This is a genomic window from uncultured Gilvimarinus sp. (assembly GCF_963972205.1).
GTDB lineage: Bacteria > Pseudomonadota > Gammaproteobacteria > Pseudomonadales > Cellvibrionaceae > Gilvimarinus > Gilvimarinus japonicus.
This window is the reverse complement of the sequence record NZ_CAXAUC010000004.1, coordinates 135,075-153,192: the sequence shown is the minus strand read 5'-3', so window position 1 is coordinate 153,192 and position 18,118 is coordinate 135,075. Positions and strand designations below refer to the sequence as shown.

The window sequence follows — 18,118 nt, the reverse complement described above, 5'->3', positions numbered from 1 at the left end:
CAAGATCGCTTGGTTCTAACATGATATCACTCCCGTTATCAATCGGACGCGCTGCGGTACTTCTCGCGCAGACTGTTACGAATACGAATAGCTGCAAGGTTCAAGACAATAATCAGCATTACCAAGGTCAACGCGGTAGCGTACACCAGCGGGCGGGCGGCCTCGACGTTTGGACTTTGAAAGCCAACGTCGTAAATATGAAAACCCAAATGCATGATTTTCTGATCCAAGTGCAAGTAAGGGTAATTGCCATCAAGCGGTAGCGAGGGAGCCAGCTTTACCACGCCAACCAACATCAAAGGCGCCACTTCACCTGCGGCGCGGGCAATGGCTAAAATCAGGCCTGTCATCATCGCCGGTGTGGCCAGCGGTACCACCACCTTCCACAAGGTTTCTGCCTTAGTCGCACCCAGCGCCAATGACCCTTGGCGAATAGTGGTCGGGATGCGGGATAGCCCCTCTTCTGTGGAGACAATCACCACCGGCAAAGTGAGCAACGCCAACGTCAATGAGGCCCAAAACAAGCCTGGCGTACCAAAGGTGGGCGCGGGCAACGACTCTCGGTAAAACAACTCATCGAGGCTTCCCCCTAAAAAATACACAAAAAAGCCCAAGCCAAATACACCGTAAACAATGGATGGCACACCGGCCAAGTTATACACGGATATTCGGATAACACGCAGCACCGGCCCCTGCTTGGCGTACTCGCGCAAATAAATCGCGGCCAGCACACCAAAGGGCGTAACGATAATAGACATTACAATGACCATGGTGACAGTGCCGAAAATCGCGGGAAAAATCCCCCCTTCAGTATTTGCCTCGCGGGGCTCGTCCGATAAAAACTCCCAGAAGCGCTCGACGTATTGCCCCATTTTGGCAAAAACACCCATAGCGTTTGGGCGGGTTAAACGGACAATGTTTTGCAGCGCAATACTCACCGCTTGGCCATCGACCACTTGTGCTTTTAGGGTATCGCGCTTTAATTGGCGATAAAGCTCGTCGCGCTCAGCTTTAACCACTCGGTACTGCTCATCTAGCTCGGCGCGTAGCGCACTAAACTCGGCGTCGGCCTCGGCCATGCGCGCCGAATCAGCGCCGTCCAACTCCAGTCCTCGGCGGTCTAAGCGGATGCGCTCAAGCTTATGGTTAATACGGCCAATATCGACTTTCTCTATGTGGCGAATCTCATTGTGCAGCGCAACACTGCGCGCCACCCGCTGCTGCACTTGATCCCAAAAGGTATTATCTTGAGCAGTCGCGATGACCTCACCGTTTTCTAACAGCGCCACCGGAAAACCGTAAAAGTTACCCCACTCACGGCGCTCAATGACCATAGCGTTTTCCGGCTTCTGCCACTCGCTCATGCCCACATCTAGGTACCAGTTAAAGTCTCTGGCATTAATGTCACGATTACCCTGTTTCACCAAGTAACGGGTAACCAGCTCTTGCGCCTCGGGCACGTTGTAACCGGCGCCCCGCACCAAGGCGGCGGGAACCACCTCAGAGCGGACTTCTTCGCCTAAAATTGCAACCGATGTACCATCGCGTTCAACGACCGTCATCTGAACAACATCGGCGGGCCAAAAATGCCCAAAACCGCGAATAGCGATTAAACCAATCAGCCCCACCACCATGACCATACAAACCGCGACGGCGCCGCCGTTTAGCCAAACCCAGGGAGCGCCACTTTTTAACCAATGTTTCATTGCCTCGACTCCCAGTTACAGATTGCTATAGCGTTTGCGCAAGCGCTGACGGATAATTTCAGCGCAAGTATTGACGATAAAGGTCAACGCCAAGAGCACCAGTGCGGCCAAGAACAACACTCTAAAGTGGGTACTGGCAACCGCTGTCTCGGGCAACTCCACCGCAATATTGGCCGATAAAGTTCGCATACCTTCAAAAATATTAAAGTTCACCACCGGACTATTGCCGGTCGCCATCAGCACAATCATGGTCTCGCCCACGGCGCGACCAAAGCCCATCATCACCGCCGAGAAAATACCGGGGCTCGCGGTGGGCAGCACAACCCCAACCACCGTTTGCCAGCGAGTGGCGCCCAGGGCCAACGAGCCCTGAGTAAGATGGCGCGGAACGTTAAACACGGCGTCTTCGGCGATCGAAAAGATCGTGGGAATCACGGCAAAGCCCATCGCCATACCGACAACTAAAGCGTTGCGCTGATCATAGTTAATGCCGTAGTCGGTAAACCACTGGCGCATGCTGCCGCTAAAAAACCACACCTCAACATGGGGGCTTAAAGCAATACAGAACCAGCCGGTCAACAAGATAGGCACAACCAAAATCGCCGCCTCCCACCCCTCGGGGGCACGCACCCGAATACTCTGCGGCAGACGGCTCCAGGCAAAGCCCACCAGCACCATCATAATCGGCATAAAAATCAGGATGCTAAAGACGGCAGGCAAGTGATTTTCTAAAAATGGCGCGAGCCACAAGCCGGCCAGAAAACCCAAAATAACCGTCGGTAAAGCCTCCATAATTTCGATGGATGGCTTTACTAAACCGCGCATTTTGGGGGTCATAAAATAGGCGGTATAAAGCGCCCCGGCGATACCCAAGGGAATCGCAAACAACATGGCAAAAAAGGCGGCTTTAAGCGTACCCAATGACAGCGGCACCAAGCTCATTTTCGACTCAAACTCATCGCCACCGGATGACGCCTGCCATACATACTCGGGCTCGGAGCGCCCTTCATACCAAACCTTTTGCCACAGCGAGCTGAACGACACCTCGGGATGCTGATTCCAAACACTGGCGACACTAAGCTGGCCCGATGCATCGTAAATTAGCAACTTGCCGTTGATGGGGGAAATTGCCAACTGCTCGATCGCGCCATCAGTCATCGGCTTAACCATTAAGGTGCGCGACGACGTGCCATAGTAAATGCCCACCGTGCCCTGATCGTCGCCGACTAAAAAACCACGGCGTGCGTATTCCGGGCTTATGGTTGTGACCGCACCCGGCAGCGGTTCAAAGTCGCGCACCGGTTGTAAGCGATAGGTGTTTTGCGGATCGCGCACCAACAACCACTGACTGACAGAGCCTTGATTAGTCCCCACCGCCAGCGACCCCGTACCCACCAAATATTGCAGTGCCGTCACTTGGCCGCGCTCGGTTGCGACCGTTTCGGTCAAACTCATCGCTGTAGCATCGGCGACATCGTAAATATGCAAGCGCTCTTGATTGTCGGCAATAACCAAGTGACTCGCGGTTTTATCCAGCTGGATAAAACGCACTTTTGCGTCATTTGGCAGTGCAGGCAAGGCGTCTACGCGACCACTGGTCGTCACCTTACCGGTGATCATATTTTCACGCGTCGTGTAGCGACCGAGCAGCAAGCGGCCGTCCTCGGTGGCAGCCGCCAGAGCATAGCCGCGTGCCGTCTTTTGCACCGCAACCGTTGCCAGTGCGCGCGCTTCGCTATCCATCACAATTGGCTCTTCGCCCAAAGGGTATACTAGCTCGGGGGTGATTTTGCGCGTGTCGTTTGGGTAGCTTAGTTTATAGTTCAGTTGACTAAGCACCAGCTGACCATTGTCGTAGCCATAAGCGACTAAGCCATCGACCGGGGTGCCAAAACCCAGACTTGAAAATTGCGCGCCCTCGGAACGAGGCACTTGGTAAGCGCTTAGTGCGCTTCCATTGTCGGCCGAGAAAAATTGCACATCACCACCGGCGGTAAAGCTGGCGCCAATTTGCTCGTAACGCTCTAACACCAAGTGTTCGGGATCTCCCAGCGCAGTCACTTGCGAGTGATCATAGCGTTCAAGCACCTCGACATCGGCACTTTTTAATAGTGGCGCCACTTCAGAGAACAAGTAAAAGAAAATTAATCCCAGTGCACCAACTACGGCGAGGCCTGCACTCGCGACCCCCCAGCGTGAAAATTTATCTTTCAGGCGACGAATATTACGCAGCCTGGCCCGCTGCTCGGCATTGGGCATTAGACTCTCGCCCCCCGCCCCAGCTGGAGTTATCTCACTCATAGTCCGTAATCCTGATGCTGATAGAAAGCGGGCCGGCCGACCCAGTTGGCACTTGTTATGTTAATTGGCCGGCATGCTAACAACGAAAAATGACAGTTTTGTTACAGTGCCGTGACAGCAAGCTCTAACGCGGTGCGGCTTGCCGTCACGGTTAACACAACGACTTAAAGCTCAAGCTCAGTACTAACGCGCTTGGCAACGGTGGCTGGCAGCGGGATATAACCATCGCGCACCACGACCTCTTGCCCTTGTTTAGACAAAACCATTTTTAAAAACTCAGACTGCAACGGATTAAGCGGACGATTAGGGTGCTTATTAACGTAGACATACAAAAAGCGAGCCATTGGATAACTGCCATCGGCGGCGTGAGCGGCATCGGCCGGGGCGAATGGCTGCCCCTCCTCTGCCGCTAGCGGCAAAGCGCGCACGCTTGAGGTTACGTAACCGATACCCGAGTAGCCAATACCATTAATCGACTCACTAACGCCCTGCACCACAGAGGCAGAACCTGGCTGCTCGTTGATGCTCGCTTTATAGTCACCGCCACACAGTGCAACGTCTTTAAAAAAGCCATAGGTGCCAGAGACTGCGTTGCGACTGTAAATGGTAAAGTCGCGGTTGCTCCAAGCCCCGTCAAGGCCGAGATCACCCCAGCGGGTAATATCTTCGCCGTAACCGCATAAACGGGTAGCCGAGAAAACGGCATCGACTTGAGCCATTGTCATGCCTTTAATAGGGTTATCTTTATTTACGTAGACAGCCACCACATCGATCGCAACCGGTACCGCCGTCGGCTTATAACCATGGTGCGCTTCAAATGACTGAATCTCTGAGGCCTTCATCTCACGGCTCATCGGGCCAAAATTAGCGGTGCCTTCTGTCAGCGCAGGCGGCGCAGTTGACGAACCCGCCCCTTGAATTTGAATATTTACGTTGGGGTAGTATTTGGCGTACTCTTCGGCCCACAAGGTCATCAGGTTATTCAACGTATCCGAGCCAATGCTATTCACATTGCCAGAGACGCCGGAGGCGGCCTCATAGTCGGGTAGTTGTGGATCTAGGTCGGCTACTGCCGCCGTACTAAGCAAAGCACCGGCTAGGCCTAAGCCGCGAATAAAGGTGGTGACGTTCATGGAGCGCTCCTCAATTGATTACAGCCGTTAAATGTTGATCTCGGGCGCACTCTAGCGACCCTGTATGACAGTTATGTGACAGACTGTAAGAAAACCGTCACCGAACCGACATATTTCAGCGGCAGCGCTTGTTGACCTCTAATTACAAGCACAAAAAAAGCGGCCTAAGCCGCTTTTTATCAATACCAAAGGAGCTTACCGACTAGCTCACGTAAATCGGCCCCATACCCGAGCTCCAGACGATCACAGTCGCCACCATGACGACCACGGCCAGCACTAAGCCGACAGTAATGACAGAGCTGGCGTAAATAAAGCCGCGCTCTTTTGGAATATTCATTAAGATGGGAATGCCTTCGTAAATAAGATACGTCGAGTAGCAGGCCGCGGCGATAAATACGCCGGCCACAAGCCACAACTCGGGCCAAAGTAGTACCAAGCCCGCCAGCATCATGGGGGTCGCGGAATAAACCGCCAGAGCTGTACCCTCATAGTGGCGCTTACTCGCCTCGTCATCCACGCCAAAGCTCTGGCTCATCCAGTTGATATATTCACCCAGCACGTACACGGCCGCTAACTCAGCCAAATAGGCAAACGCGCATAGAATTAATGCACTTTCAGAGGTTAGCCTCACCATCCCACCGCTGCCAATACTCCAGCCTTGGTAGGTAACGCCAAAATAGGCACACAGAACAGGAATCAGAGCCAATAGCGGCACATGAGTCCAGTAGACCTTAAAAAAGCTGTGTTCTTCGTTGCGAATACGCTGCCATTCGCGGTCGGGGTTGGTGAAAATGCCCAAAGTGTGCTGAAACATCGCCATATACTTCTCCTACGTCTGAGTTCTTATTATTCAGTGGATCTGTAGGATCAAAGATAACAAGCGGCTGATGACAGCCGCAAATAAGTATTAGCTATATAGAAAGGACTACTAAACGTACAACGAAATATACACTCAAAAGTGGCCTACTTCACCACCCGTAAACTCGGACGCTTACTATCGCTGTCATCACTGCCAGAAGGTGCTGGCGGCTTGGGCGGCTCTGGTGGTTCGGCCTCGGCTTCAAACACCATACCTTGGCCATTCTCACGGGCATAAATCCCCAACACAGCATAACAGGGGATAAACAGCTGGCGTGGCACACCACCAAATCGGGCGCTAAAAGACACACTATCATCGAGCATGTTCAAATCAACCACCGAAGCGGGGGCAATATTCAGAATGATCTGCCCATCTTTGTTAATGTGCTCTTGCGGCACTTCTACACCGGTAGCGTGTGCATTTACCAATAGGTAGGGAGTACAGTTGTTATCCACGATCCACTCATAGAGCGCGCGAATCATATAGGGGCGACTAGAGGTCATTGTCATGGCTTCTCTCCTCGGCGCTGAGTGTGGCAACCCCCTACGGAAAAGACCGTAAGAAGTTAATAGGCGCGTTTACACCGCGCCTATAGCGACTTAAGCGGGGTTCATTTCCCGTTCAAATTCAGTCAGGCTTTGCTGAAATGACTCACGGGCAAACAGACGCTCCATATACTGCTTAAGCGGCTGGCTTTGACGAGTATTGGGAAACTCAATGCCCAGCGAATGCAAGCGCCACAGGATAGGCCCTAAGCAGCAATCGACAATGGTAAACTCATCGCTCATAAAGAATGGCATTTCGGCAAAAATAGGTGCAATGGTTAGCAAGCTATCTTTGAGTTCTTTACGCGCGTTCTCTACCTGGGCTTTATCATCGCTTTGTTTGATGAGATCCACCAAGGGCGCCCAGTCGCGCTCTAGGCGATACATCCATAATCGGCTCTGAGCTCTTGCCACAGGGTACACCGGCAACAGCGGTGGATGCGGGAAGCGCTCGTCGAGATACTCCATCATCACTTTGGATTCATACAAAGACAAATCGCGATCAACCAGTGTCGGCAATGAATTGTAGGGATTCAAATCCGCTAACTCTTGCGGCTTGTTGTCGACATCGACATCCACCAAATCAACCGTCACGCCTTTTTCTGCTAACACAATACGTACCCGATGACTGTAATGGTCATGGGCGTCAGAGAAAAAAGTCATGGATGAGCGCTTGGTCACAACACCCATTAGGGCACCTCAATAGTTATACAACAAAGAATATGGGTGGCAAAATGCCACCCACTTTAAAAAAGCTTAGTGAATACCTTTCCAGTATTCGCGGTTTAGCAGATAGGCAAAGATAAAAAATACGCACAAAAACAGCAGTACATAAATGCCTATACGTTCGCTGTGCATACGCGACGGCTCAGCAACATACTCTAAGAAGTTAACCAAGTCGTAAACGGCTTTATCAAATTCATCATCTGACATACTGCCTTTGATATCGCCCTCGACCAACGCCCCACAGTGCTCATCCATTACTTGGTTACCCAAGTTATCGCGCTCAGCGTGACCATGGTGATCGAGCTTAGGGCCTGCTCCGCACTCATGCAGACCTTGCAGCTCTAACAAGACGTGAGGCATACCGACGTTGGCAAACACACGATTGTTAACGCCTAGAGGACGCGACTCATCTTTATAAAAGTTGCGCAGGTAGGTATACAGCCACTCAGGCGAGCGCGCCCGTGCCACCAGCGTTAAATCCGGAGGGGAAGCCCCAAACCACTTTTTCGCCAAGTCGGGCTTCATGCTAATTTCCATCAGCTGACCAATGCGCTTATCGGAAAACACCATGTTTTCCAGCATCAGATCGTGAGGAATATCCAAGTCATCGGCCACGCGCTCAAAGCGTGAATACTTAGCCGAGTGACAGCCCATGCAGTAGTTTACAAAGTACTTTGCGCCGCGTTGCAACGAGGCCTTATCGGACAAGTCCGTTTCAATCTCGTCGCAGGGAATAGCGCCACAGGCAAAGTGACTTTCGGCGCCCACCGCTTTAATCGGTACAACCACCAAGATCGCGAACAGGACAAACCCTGCAATCACCATATAGGTGGGCAAGCCTTTACTGGTTACGCGCTCAGGTACCGGAAAGGTTTTTTCCCGAGTGGTCCAGAACGGCATGGCAATAAAGTACAAGAAGTACAATACCGTACAAATCTGCGCCAGAATCGTGCGACCGGGTGTAGGAGCTTTTACCCCCAAGTACCCCAAAATCACAAAGGCTGCAGCAAACACAATCAACGCAATACGGCTGATGTGGCCTTTGTAACGCATCGACTTAACCGGACTGCGATCCAACCATGGCAACACAAACAAAATGGCAATAGCAGCACCCATGGCAATCAACCCAAGGAACTTAGAGTTCAAGGGGCCTATATCAAAGGTCACTGCACGCAGTACCGCGTAAAACGGGGTGAAATACCACACCGGCGCAATGTGCTCTGGGGTTTTAAGGTTATTCGCCTCTTCAAAGTTGGCGTATTCCAAAAAGAACCCACCCATCTCTGGCATAAAGAACAGCACAAAACAGAACACGAACAAGAAAACGGCGATGCCCACCAAGTCATGCACGGTGTAGAACGGATGGAAAGGTACACCATCTTTGGGAATACCATTTTCGTCTTTGTTCTTTTTAATTTCGATGCCATCGGGGTTGTTAGAACCCACTTCGTGCAACGCCAGTAAGTGCAACACCACCAGCGCCAGCAGCACAATCGGCAAGGCAACCACATGCAGCGCAAAGAAGCGGTTTAGGGTAATCCCCGAGATTAGGTAGTCACCGCGAATCCACTCAACCAAGCCGTCACCGACGACAGGTATGGCGCCAAACAAGGACACAATCACCTGTGCGCCCCAGTAGGACATCTGCCCCCAAGGCAGCACGTAGCCCATAAAGGCTTCCGCCATCAGGGCTAGGTAGATGGTCATACCAAAAATCCATACCAGCTCGCGCGGCGCTTTATAAGAGCCGTACATCAAACCGCGGAACATATGCAGATACACCACCACAAAAAACGCCGAGGCGCCGGTAGAGTGCATATAGCGCAGCAACCAGCCGTAGTCGACATCGCGCATGATGTACTCGACCGAAGCAAACGCACCGTCAGCGCTGGGGTTGTAGTTCATGGTCAGCCAGATACCAGTCAATAACTGATTAACCAAAACCAACAGCGACAAAACACCAAAAAAGTACCAAAAGTTAAAGTTTTTAGGCGCGTAGTACTTGCCCATATGGGTATCCCACGCACGCTGTACCGGCAAACGCGCATCGACCCAATTCCACAGACCTTTCATCCAATTCATGTTATGCCTCCTGATCCACACCGATGGTCACCACAGCATCGCTATCGAACTTATGCGGTGGCACCAGAAGGTTAATTGGCGCTGGAACACCTTTAAATACACGTCCAGCGAGATCGAATTTAGAACCGTGACACGGGCAAAAGAAGCCGCCCTGCCACGTACCGCCATCCAGGTTTACCGAGTCCACTTCCGGGCGAAATAGCGGCGCACACCCTAGGTGGGTACAAAGGCCTACCAAAATCAGGTAGTCGGGCTTAATGGATCGGGTGGGGTTTTGCGCGTAGGCGGGTTGTTGTGGCTTTTCAGAAGCCGGGTCGCGTAGCAGTTCGTCGTTACCCTGCAAAGTACTCAGAACTTGCTCTGTGCGACGCACGATATAAACCGGCTTACCCCGCCACTCAGCGGTAATCATAGCGCCTGGTTCAATTTTGCTTACATTGACTTTTACCGGTGCACCTGCCGCTTTGGCTTTGGCACTTGGATTCCAGGAACCCACAAACGGTACCGCAGCACCTACCGCACCTACCGCACCCACTACTGTGGTAGCAGCGGTTAACACGCGGCGGCGCGTTTTATTGACAACGTCATTGGTCATGACGACTTCTCCCCTAACAGCATCAACGGCCAGTAAATCACTGAATTTCAACGATTTAGAATAGTGTTATTGTCTTGTAAAAATTGGCCAATCTTAAAGAAATTGTGCGCCTGTTACAAGAATAACCACGCGAGGCCGCGTGGCGTAAGGGCTACAGCAGCGCCGGCTGAACCGACACAAAGCAGTAAACGGGCGACAAAACGATACCCCACAAACGAAAAAGCGCCCAGGGGTAACCCTGAGCGCTTTTAAAAGCCAGCTGCCACCAGTTGCCCGGCAGACAAGGCACAACCGAATTAACGCTTGGAGAATTGCGGCTTCTTACGTGCTTTGCGCAGACCAACTTTCTTACGCTCAACCGCACGCGAGTCGCGGGTAACGTAACCTGCTCCACGCAGCGACTGGCGCAAAGTCTCATCGTACTCCATCAGGGCACGAGTCAGACCGTGACGAATAGCACCGGCTTGGCCGAAACTACCGCCGCCAGCAACAGTGGCGTTAATATCAAATTTATCGGTCAGCTCGACGAGCTCCAGTGGCTGGCGCACGACCATGCGTGCAACTTCGCGACCGAAGTACTCGTCTAGCGAGCGATCATTAATCGTAACTTTACCGGTGCCGGGAGTAATGAACACTCGAGCGGTCGAGGTCTTACGACGGCCGGTACCGTAATATTGAGTAACTGCCATAATCAGCTTTCCGTTTAGAGAGTAAGTTCTTGCGGCTGCTGAGCAGTGTGCGGATGCTCACTACCTGCGTACACTTTCAACTTGTTGAACATAGTCCGACCGAGTGGGCCACGGGGCAACATGCCTTTAACAGCACGCTGAATCACGCGCTCCGGTGCTTTATCGATCAACTTCTCAAAGCTAATTGACTTGATGCCACCGACGTAGCCGGTGTGATGGTAATACATCTTATCAGTCGCTTTTTTGCCGGTAACGCGAACTTTCTCTGCGTTAATGACTACAATGTAGTCGCCGGTGTCAACATGGGGAGTGTACTCAGGTTTGTGCTTACCGCGCAGACGAGTAGCGATCTCCGCAGCCATACGGCCCAGAGTCTTACCATCTGCATCAATCACGAACCAATCGCGAACGACTGATTCTGCTTTAGCACTATATGTCTTCATGTTATACCTGCCTACTAGGTGGTGCTTCCCACAAAAAGAGCGCGAATACTACATAACGCGCACGTCCAATTCAAGCCTTTTCTAAAGTTTTTTACCGGCGCCGCCGGCACGTCCAACAATCGACGACATTCGCCCGGGAACCCGCCCTTACGGGTGATGTTCGCGTGCGAGATATTCATGACTCTGCATTTCGAGCAGTCTACTCTCCGTGCGGGCAAACTCAAACGACAGCCTACCCCCACTGTATAGTTGATCGAGCGGCGCGGCGGCCGACACCACCAGCTTGACCCCCCGATCGTAGAACTCATCGACCAGATTAATAAAACGGCGAGACTGGTCATCTTTGTCGCCACCTAATAGGGGAATATCGCTTACCAACACCGCGTGAAATTCACGAGCTAGCTCGATGTAATCGTTTTGCGAGCGCGGCCCGTCACACACCGCCGCAAAATCAAACCAGACGACATCATCAGCTTGCTTGCGAACATTAATGCGGCGCTGCTCCACCTCAATGGTGGTGTTCTCGCGCACCTGAGCTCCCGGCGGCAACAAACGCTCGAACGCGGCGCCCAGGGCCACCTCTGCCTCCGGCCCTAGCGGCGAGTAATACAGCTCGGCCTGGCTCAAGGCCCGCAACCGGTAGTCGACGCCGCCATCCACATTGACCACCTCTGTGTATTTTTGCAGCAATGCAATAGCCGGTAAAAAACGCTCGCGCTGCAAGCCATCGCGATAGAGTCCCGCCGGCTCAATATTTGAGGTGGTCACTAGCGTTACCCCACGGGCAAACAGTTCGCGCAACAGGCCCGCCAAAATCATCGCGTCGGTGATATCACTGACAAAAAACTCATCAAAACAGATGACCCGCGCCTCAGCGGCAATGCCCTCAGCCACTTGCTCAAGCGGATTTTTTTGTCCGGCCAAACGCTTTAAATCAGTGTGCACACGACGCATAAAACGATGGAAGTGGACCCGCATTTTTTGCTCGAAGGGCAGGCTTTCGTAAAAGTTATCCATCAGGTAGGTTTTACCGCGCCCGACCCCACCCCAAAAATACAAACCACAGACCGGCTCCCGCTGTGTTTTCCCCGTTAAACGCTGCCACAAACTGGGGGGCTTGGCCGACTGCTGCAAGCGCTCGTACAGAGACTGCAACTTGGCCACAGCTTGTGCCTGCGTGGCGTCCGCCACAAAGCCCGGGCGCTGCAAATCTTTGTCGTAGCGCTGTTTCGGACTCAGCGCCCCACTGGCAACTACGTCACTCATCCTCCAACCCCGCAACAATTTCTGTCAGCGTCTGCTTTAGCGGCCCCAGCTCACCATGAAAAAAGTGTCCGGCGGCGGCAAACTCGCGATAGCTCACATCACCCTCAAGTGCAGCCACCCAACGTGCCACCTCAGCGGCCACCACCCGCTCATCCATAGCGCCCTGAAGTACAGCCAGCGGCGCCTTAACACCTTTAATATCGGCCAACTGGTAACGCGGTACTGGCGGCGCCACTAACGCCACATGCCGGACCGGCGTCACTGTGGCGCAAGCCTTCGCCACCGCCGCCGCGCCAAACGAAAAACCCGCCAGGTACAAAGGCGCACCCGGACGATGACGCTGTACCTCCGCTATAACCGCTAGCAAGTCATCCACCTCACCCACACCTTCGGCGTACTCACCCTCACTCGCCCCCACACCGCGAAAATTAAACCGCACAACGGCCGCCCCAAGGTCACGATAAGTACGCATCAGGGTAGTCACCACTTTATTATCCATAGTGCCACCATGCAGCGGGTGCGGATGACAAACAATGGCCACAGCATTTGCGGGCATTACCGCCTTAGCGGCGCTCGCCAAGCTGACGGAAACCTCCAAGGCACCCACCGGGCCGGCTAGCAACAGCCCTCGATCAAACTCAAATAAATCGCTGGTCATAAACTCAATTCACCCTACAGACAATTTTTTCGCTGTGGTGCCACTGTGCACCTCACGTTGAAGCGTAAAAGGCCGTATAATACCGACTGTAAGGTGGGTTTTGCACGCCAAGGCCCACGACTCTTTTATTCGGCAAGTTCAGGAGAGCTGTTGTGTTTTCACTCACCACCGTCGTTATTAGCGCCCTTATCGCCCTATTTGTAGGCTGCTTTAGCGGTTATATTTTTTCTCGTGGTCGCTCAGGCGGCTCGCGCAATGCCGATATGGAAAAACGCCTAATTGATGCCGAAGAGGCACTCAACAACTATCAGCGCGATGTGACCGACCACTTTGCCCGCACCACTGAGCTGGTAAAAAGCTTAAACGAAAGCTACCGAGACATGCACGAGCACCTAGCCAGCAGCGCGTTAACATTAAGCACACCGGAAATCAGCCGACAACTGCTGGCCGATGCCGACCACCAATTGCCGGGCAACAAGTCACACACCCTGCACGAGCAACAAATTCAGGCGCCGCGCGACTGGGCCCCTAAGCGCCAAGGCCGCAAACCGACTCTGAGCGAAGAGTACGGCTTGGATGAGCAAGGCAACAGCACCTCCGACGACAGCAAAACTCCCGAGCCCTACCCCGCACCAGAGCGCTAACAGGCGCCCGTGCGCCACCAAGAGGAGATTGCATGTCCCCGAGCCGCCTGCTGAGCTTTTTTGCCTGGCCCGTCATGATCGGCTTGGTTGCCGCTTTAATTTTGCTACTCACCGTGCCCGAGCTACGCCCGCAAAGCTGGCAACTACCGGCCAGCGCTGCCCCCCAAAGCGATAATGCCTTTGCCAACCTGTCTTACGCCCACGCGGTCGACCAAGCGGCGTCATCGGTTGTTAACATTTACTCGCGAAAAGTCATCGAAACTCGTCGCCACCCACTCGCCGACCACCCCCTGTACGAAAAACTGTTTCGCAATTCTGGCCAGCAAGAGCGAGTTAAGTCGGCGCTGGGCTCTGGCGTTATTGTCAGCCCCGAGGGCTATTTGCTGACCAACAACCACGTCATCGAAGGCGCGGACGAGATTTTAGTACTGCTGCACGATGGCCGCCGCGCGGGCGCTACATTTATTGGCAACGATCCCGGCAGCGATCTGGCAGTACTAAAAATCGAGCTAGACAACCTTACCCCCATTAATATCGGCAACCCCAATCAGGCGCGCGTGGGCGATGTCGTGCTCGCGATTGGCAACCCTTTCGGGGTCGGTCAAACCGTCACTCAGGGTATCATTAGCGCGCTTAGCCGCTACGGCTTAGGCATCAGCAGCTACGAGAACTACATCCAAACCGATGCCGCGATCAATCCCGGCAACTCGGGCGGCGCGCTGATCGACACCCACGGTAATTTACTGGGCATTAACGCCGCAATTATCTTCGATACCGTCGGCATTGGTTTTGCCGTACCCGCGGACGATGCCATGAAATCACTAAAGGATATTATTAAGTACGGACGTGTCGTGCGCGGCTGGCTCGGCCTCGACGCCGAGCGTTTAACGCCCGCCGCCATCACCGCACTGGGATTAAAAAACGTCAGCGGCCTGCGGGTCACGAATGTCTTTTTAAATAACCCCGCACACATCGCCGGCATTCGCCCCAACGATGTGATTACCCACATCAACAATCAACCCATTGGCAATGAGCGCCAAGGGCTAAAAGAGGTGGCCGATTTGGCGCCGGGCACCGTCGTCAGCGTACGGGTATTGCGCCCTCACACCAACGGCTCGCTGCCGGAAGAGCTGGAGATAGATGTCACGGTGGGCGAGCGACCAGATAACCTCGAAGTCAACCGCACCTAGCGCACCACAAGTCGGCCCACTAACCTACCGAGCCAACATTAAAACGTTAGCGCTTGCGGTATTCGGCCGACAACGCGTGGGCCTCTAATGCTTCACTGCGCGCCAAAGTCGAGGCCGTCTCGGCTAACACCGACGCCCCCTCGGGCGAACAGAAAATAATAGAACTGCGTTTTTGAAAGTCGTAAACACCCAGGGGGGACGAAAACCGTGCCGTGCCAGAGGTAGGCAACACGTGATTCGGACCCGCGCAGTAATCACCTAACGCCTCGGGGGTGTGACGCCCCATAAAAATAGCGCCCGCATGGCGAATACTGGGCAACAAGGCCTCCGGATCGGCGACCGACAGCTCCAAGTGCTCGGGCGCAATGCGGTTGGACAAGGCGACCGCCTCATTCATGTCGGCCACTTTGATTAACGCACCGCGATTTGCCAAAGAGGGGCGAATAATGTCCGCGCGACTCATGGTGGGCAGCAAGCGGGCCATGGCGGCCGCAACACGATCAAGGTAGTCCCCGTCGGGGCAAACTAAAATCGACTGCGCTTGCTCATCGTGCTCAGCTTGACTAAACAAGTCCATAGCGATCCAGTCGGGATCGGTCTGGCCATCGCATAGCACTAAAATTTCGGAGGGCCCGGCAATCATATCGATTGCCACCTGGCCAAACACTGCACGCTTGGCGGTAGCGACAAAAATATTGCCAGGGCCGACGATCTTATCAACCCGGGCAATCGTCTCGGTGCCGTAGGCCAACGCGGCAACGGCCTGCGCACCCCCCATAGTCACGACACGGTCAACACCGGCGATCGCGGCGGCGGCCAGCACCATATCATTGAGCACACCATCGGGCGCAGGCACCACCATGGTCAGCTCATCGACACCTGCCACTTTGGCCGGTATCGCATTCATTAACACCGATGACGGGTACGACGCCTTGCCGCCCGGCACATAAAGCCCAACACGCTGCATGGCTGTAATCTGCTGACCCAATACAGTGCCGTCGGCCTCAGTGTAACGCCAGGATTCTTGTTGCTGGTGCTCGTGATACGTCCGTACCCGCGTAGCTGCCGCTTCCAGCGCGCCGCGCTGCTCGGAAGAAATCGCCGCCAGTGCCGCAGCGATTCGCTCGGCCGGCACCACCAGCTCGCTCATGCTCGTCACAGTGCGCCGATCAAACCGGTTAGTGTACTCAACGACAGCCGCATCACCGCGAGCTTTTACCGCCGCGATAATCTCCGCAACAATATCGGCAACCTTGGTATCTGACACTGAGTCCCATGCCAGCAGCGCATCGAGCTGCGAGGAAAACTCAGCATCACTAGCATCAAGGCGAGCGATCAAAGGATTGCTTGTCATAGTGATCTCTTACTTGTTACCGGAAGCCACGGCCTGTGCAATGCCATCGATAATGGCCTGAATACGCACATGCTTCATCTTCATGGAGGCTTTATTCACAATCAGGCGCGAACTGATATCGGCAATAAATTCGCGCGCTTCTAAGCCGTTGGCCTTAAGAGTATTGCCCGTGTCGACAATGTCCACAATTTCATCGGCTAAGCTCATAATAGGCGCCAACTCCATCGCCCCGTAAAGCTTAATAATGTCGCTTTGCCGACCCTGGGCGGCGTAATATTGCTTGGCAATATTAACGTATTTAGTGGCCACCCGAATCCGGCCAGATTTAGCGGGCGCGCCCTTAATGGCCGCGGTCATCAACTGGCAGCGGGCAATACGTAAATCCAGCGGCTCGTACAGCCCCTCGGCGCCGTTTTCCATCAGTGTGTCTTTGCCCGAGATGCCCATATCCGCCGCACCAAACTGCACGTAGGTGGGCACATCGGCGCCGCGCAACACCAGCAATTGCACATCACTTTGGTTGGTGGCAAACACCAGCTTGCGGCTTTTGTCGATGTCTTCTTCCGGGTGAATCTCGGCCGCCGCTAACAATGGCAACGTCTCTTCCAGAATCCGCCCCTTGGTGAGGGCAATGGTAATCATGTCAGTCATAACTCAACCTAGTTGGGAACCCGGCGGATATTAGCGCCCAGCATTTGCAACTTTTCTTCAATACATTCGTAGCCGCGATCAATATGGTAGATTCGATCCACCAGTGTCGCCCCATCCGCGACAAGGCCTGCAATAACCAAACTTGCCGATGCACGAAGGTCGGTCGCCATAACCGGCGCGCCCTTAAGCCGTTCGACCCCCCGGATCATCGCCGTATTACCCTGCAAAGAAATATCAGCGCCCATGCGGTTAAGCTCGTGCACCTGAATCAGGCGGTTCTCAAAGATCGTCTCCGTAACGGAGCTTGAGCCTTCAGCAACTGCATTCATCGCGGTAAACTGCGCCTGCATATCCGTGGGAAATGCCGGATACGGTGCAGTTTTTAAGCTGACTGCGCGCGGGCGATTGCCTTTCATATCCAGGCTAATCCAGTCGCTGCCGGTGGCGATGTGGGCACCAGCCTCTTCCAATTTAAGCAACACACCTTCGAGAATGTCTTCCCGCGTATCTTTAACGCGAATACTGCCGCGCGTTGCCGCCGCCGCCACTAAATAAGTGCCCGTCTCAATACGGTCGGGCATTACGTTGTAGTGACACCCTTGCAGACGCTCAACGCCATTGATCACCAGTGTCGCCGTGCCAATGCCTTCGATCTGCGCTCCCATTGCCACCAAGCAGTGAGCCAAATCCACCACCTCGGGTTCGCGCGCGGCGTTTTCCAGTACCGTGCGCCCCTCGGCCAGTACCGCGGCCATCAGCAGGTTCTCGGTTCCGCCGACGGTGACCGTATCCATTAAAATATGAGCGCCCTTTAGGCGTCCATCCATGCGGGCACGAATATAACCTTCGTCGACCTCAATGGTGGCGCCCATGGCCTCAAGCCCACGCAGGTGGATATCCACCGGGCGCGAACCGATGGCGCACCCGCCCGGAAACGACACATTGGCGACTCCGTGGCGAGCCAGCATCGGCCCCAGCACCAAAATAGAGGCGCGCATGGTTTTTACCAGCTCGTAAGGAGCGGTAAAGTCATTAATCGCGTTGGCGTCGATCTCGACCGACATACGCTCGTCCACCGTCACCCCCACGCCCATGCAACGCAGCAGCGCCAGCATGGTGGTGATGTCGTTTAAGTGTGGCAAATTCGATATTTGTATCGGCGTATCGGCCAGCAAGGTGGCGGCAAGAATAGGCAGCGCCGAGTTTTTTGACCCGGAAATACGGATCTCGCCGGCCAGCGGGCCTGCGCTCTGAATCATCAGTTTATCCATGCGGG

17 protein-coding genes are annotated in these 18,118 nt (G+C 54.0%); 2 read left to right on the top strand and 15 right to left on the bottom strand.

Features of this window, described 5'->3' with window-relative positions; genetic code table 11:
• Positions 1 to 38: 38 nt before the first annotated feature.
• The 12 genes from pstA to AACY82_RS09050 all read right to left on the bottom strand — a co-directional run bounded on the left by pstA (position 39) and on the right by AACY82_RS09050 (position 13,003).
• Complete coding sequence (pstA, locus tag AACY82_RS09105; RefSeq protein WP_339616484.1) at positions 39 to 1,706, bottom strand: phosphate ABC transporter permease PstA; 1,668 nt, start codon at positions 1,704 to 1,706, stop codon at positions 39 to 41.
• A gap of 15 nt (positions 1,707 to 1,721) precedes the next feature.
• Positions 1,722 to 4,007 carry an ABC transporter permease subunit gene (locus AACY82_RS09100; protein WP_339616483.1) on the bottom strand — a complete coding sequence of 762 codons (2,286 nt, stop codon included), beginning with the start codon at positions 4,005 to 4,007 and terminating at the stop codon, positions 1,722 to 1,724.
• Between the two features lie 164 nt (positions 4,008 to 4,171).
• Positions 4,172 to 5,140 carry a phosphate ABC transporter substrate-binding protein PstS family protein gene (locus tag AACY82_RS09095; protein WP_339616482.1) on the bottom strand — a complete coding sequence of 323 codons (969 nt, stop codon included), beginning with the start codon at positions 5,138 to 5,140 and terminating at the stop codon, positions 4,172 to 4,174.
• Between the two features lie 202 nt (positions 5,141 to 5,342).
• On the bottom strand, positions 5,343 to 5,960 hold the full coding sequence (locus AACY82_RS09090) for a Yip1 family protein (protein ID WP_339616481.1): 618 nt from the start codon (positions 5,958 to 5,960) through the stop codon (positions 5,343 to 5,345).
• Positions 5,961 to 6,103: 143 nt separating this feature from the next.
• Positions 6,104 to 6,508 carry a ClpXP protease specificity-enhancing factor gene (locus AACY82_RS09085; RefSeq protein ID WP_339616480.1) on the bottom strand — a complete coding sequence of 135 codons (405 nt, stop codon included), beginning with the start codon at positions 6,506 to 6,508 and terminating at the stop codon, positions 6,104 to 6,106.
• Between the two features lie 90 nt (positions 6,509 to 6,598).
• On the bottom strand, positions 6,599 to 7,234 hold the full coding sequence (gene sspA / locus AACY82_RS09080; RefSeq protein ID WP_339616479.1) for a stringent starvation protein SspA: 636 nt from the start codon (positions 7,232 to 7,234) through the stop codon (positions 6,599 to 6,601).
• A gap of 66 nt (positions 7,235 to 7,300) precedes the next feature.
• Entirely contained in the window at positions 7,301 to 9,352 is a 2,052-nt protein-coding gene (locus tag AACY82_RS09075) for a ubiquinol-cytochrome c reductase (RefSeq protein ID WP_339616478.1), read from the bottom strand.
• A 1-nt stretch (position 9,353) separates the two neighbouring features.
• Positions 9,354 to 9,947, bottom strand: coding sequence for a ubiquinol-cytochrome c reductase iron-sulfur subunit (gene petA, locus AACY82_RS09070; protein WP_339616477.1), 594 nt, complete (start codon positions 9,945 to 9,947; stop codon positions 9,354 to 9,356).
• A gap of 296 nt (positions 9,948 to 10,243) precedes the next feature.
• Complete coding sequence (gene rpsI / locus AACY82_RS09065; RefSeq protein ID WP_339616476.1) at positions 10,244 to 10,636, bottom strand: 30S ribosomal protein S9; 393 nt, start codon at positions 10,634 to 10,636, stop codon at positions 10,244 to 10,246.
• A gap of 14 nt (positions 10,637 to 10,650) precedes the next feature.
• Positions 10,651 to 11,079, bottom strand: coding sequence for a 50S ribosomal protein L13 (gene rplM, locus AACY82_RS09060; RefSeq protein WP_339616475.1), 429 nt, complete (start codon positions 11,077 to 11,079; stop codon positions 10,651 to 10,653).
• Between the two features lie 147 nt (positions 11,080 to 11,226).
• A complete protein-coding gene (zapE, locus tag AACY82_RS09055) occupies positions 11,227 to 12,345 on the bottom strand; it encodes a cell division protein ZapE (RefSeq protein ID WP_339616474.1) in 1,119 nt (372 codons plus the stop codon).
• Positions 12,338 to 13,003, bottom strand: coding sequence for an alpha/beta fold hydrolase (locus AACY82_RS09050; protein WP_339616473.1), 666 nt, complete (start codon positions 13,001 to 13,003; stop codon positions 12,338 to 12,340). The genes zapE and AACY82_RS09050 overlap by 8 nt, the downstream gene beginning before the upstream one ends.
• Before the next feature lie 152 nt (positions 13,004 to 13,155).
• On the opposite strand from AACY82_RS09050, the gene AACY82_RS09045 reads away from it, so the two are divergent.
• Positions 13,156 to 13,647 carry a DUF1043 family protein gene (locus tag AACY82_RS09045; protein ID WP_339616472.1) on the top strand — a complete coding sequence of 164 codons (492 nt, stop codon included), beginning with the start codon at positions 13,156 to 13,158 and terminating at the stop codon, positions 13,645 to 13,647.
• Between the two features lie 32 nt (positions 13,648 to 13,679).
• Positions 13,680 to 14,837, top strand: coding sequence for a trypsin-like peptidase domain-containing protein (locus AACY82_RS09040; protein WP_339616471.1), 1,158 nt, complete (start codon positions 13,680 to 13,682; stop codon positions 14,835 to 14,837).
• A gap of 46 nt (positions 14,838 to 14,883) precedes the next feature.
• Here AACY82_RS09040 and hisD read toward each other — a convergent pair whose 3' ends face one another.
• The 3 genes from hisD to murA are packed head-to-tail and all read right to left on the bottom strand — an operon-like array spanning position 14,884 to position 18,113.
• Complete coding sequence (gene hisD / locus AACY82_RS09035) at positions 14,884 to 16,191, bottom strand: histidinol dehydrogenase (protein WP_339616470.1); 1,308 nt, start codon at positions 16,189 to 16,191, stop codon at positions 14,884 to 14,886.
• 9 nt (positions 16,192 to 16,200) lie between these two features.
• Complete coding sequence (gene hisG / locus AACY82_RS09030) at positions 16,201 to 16,833, bottom strand: ATP phosphoribosyltransferase (protein WP_339616582.1); 633 nt, start codon at positions 16,831 to 16,833, stop codon at positions 16,201 to 16,203.
• 17 nt (positions 16,834 to 16,850) lie between these two features.
• Complete coding sequence (gene murA / locus AACY82_RS09025; protein WP_339616469.1) at positions 16,851 to 18,113, bottom strand: UDP-N-acetylglucosamine 1-carboxyvinyltransferase; 1,263 nt, start codon at positions 18,111 to 18,113, stop codon at positions 16,851 to 16,853.
• Positions 18,114 to 18,118 lie beyond the last annotated feature (5 nt).

Coding starts and splice junctions, on each gene's coding strand:
- pstA (WP_339616484.1), bottom strand. CDS start 1,706: ATGAAACATTGGTTAAAAAGTGGCGCTCCCTGGGTTTGGCTAAACGGC.
- AACY82_RS09100 (WP_339616483.1), bottom strand. CDS start 4,007: ATGAGTGAGATAACTCCAGCTGGGGCGGGGGGCGAGAGTCTAATGCCC.
- AACY82_RS09095 (WP_339616482.1), bottom strand. CDS start 5,140: ATGAACGTCACCACCTTTATTCGCGGCTTAGGCCTAGCCGGTGCTTTG.
- AACY82_RS09090 (WP_339616481.1), bottom strand. CDS start 5,960: ATGGCGATGTTTCAGCACACTTTGGGCATTTTCACCAACCCCGACCGC.
- AACY82_RS09085 (WP_339616480.1), bottom strand. CDS start 6,508: ATGACAATGACCTCTAGTCGCCCCTATATGATTCGCGCGCTCTATGAG.
- sspA (WP_339616479.1), bottom strand. CDS start 7,234: ATGGGTGTTGTGACCAAGCGCTCATCCATGACTTTTTTCTCTGACGCC.
- AACY82_RS09075 (WP_339616478.1), bottom strand. CDS start 9,352: ATGAATTGGATGAAAGGTCTGTGGAATTGGGTCGATGCGCGTTTGCCG.
- petA (WP_339616477.1), bottom strand. CDS start 9,947: ATGACCAATGACGTTGTCAATAAAACGCGCCGCCGCGTGTTAACCGCT.
- rpsI (WP_339616476.1), bottom strand. CDS start 10,636: ATGGCAGTTACTCAATATTACGGTACCGGCCGTCGTAAGACCTCGACC.
- rplM (WP_339616475.1), bottom strand. CDS start 11,079: ATGAAGACATATAGTGCTAAAGCAGAATCAGTCGTTCGCGATTGGTTC.
- zapE (WP_339616474.1), bottom strand. CDS start 12,345: ATGAGTGACGTAGTTGCCAGTGGGGCGCTGAGTCCGAAACAGCGCTAC.
- AACY82_RS09050 (WP_339616473.1), bottom strand. CDS start 13,003: ATGACCAGCGATTTATTTGAGTTTGATCGAGGGCTGTTGCTAGCCGGC.
- AACY82_RS09040 (WP_339616471.1), top strand. CDS start 13,680: ATGTCCCCGAGCCGCCTGCTGAGCTTTTTTGCCTGGCCCGTCATGATC.
- hisD (WP_339616470.1), bottom strand. CDS start 16,191: ATGACAAGCAATCCTTTGATCGCTCGCCTTGATGCTAGTGATGCTGAG.
- hisG (WP_339616582.1), bottom strand. CDS start 16,833: ATGATTACCATTGCCCTCACCAAGGGGCGGATTCTGGAAGAGACGTTG.
- murA (WP_339616469.1), bottom strand. CDS start 18,113: ATGGATAAACTGATGATTCAGAGCGCAGGCCCGCTGGCCGGCGAGATC.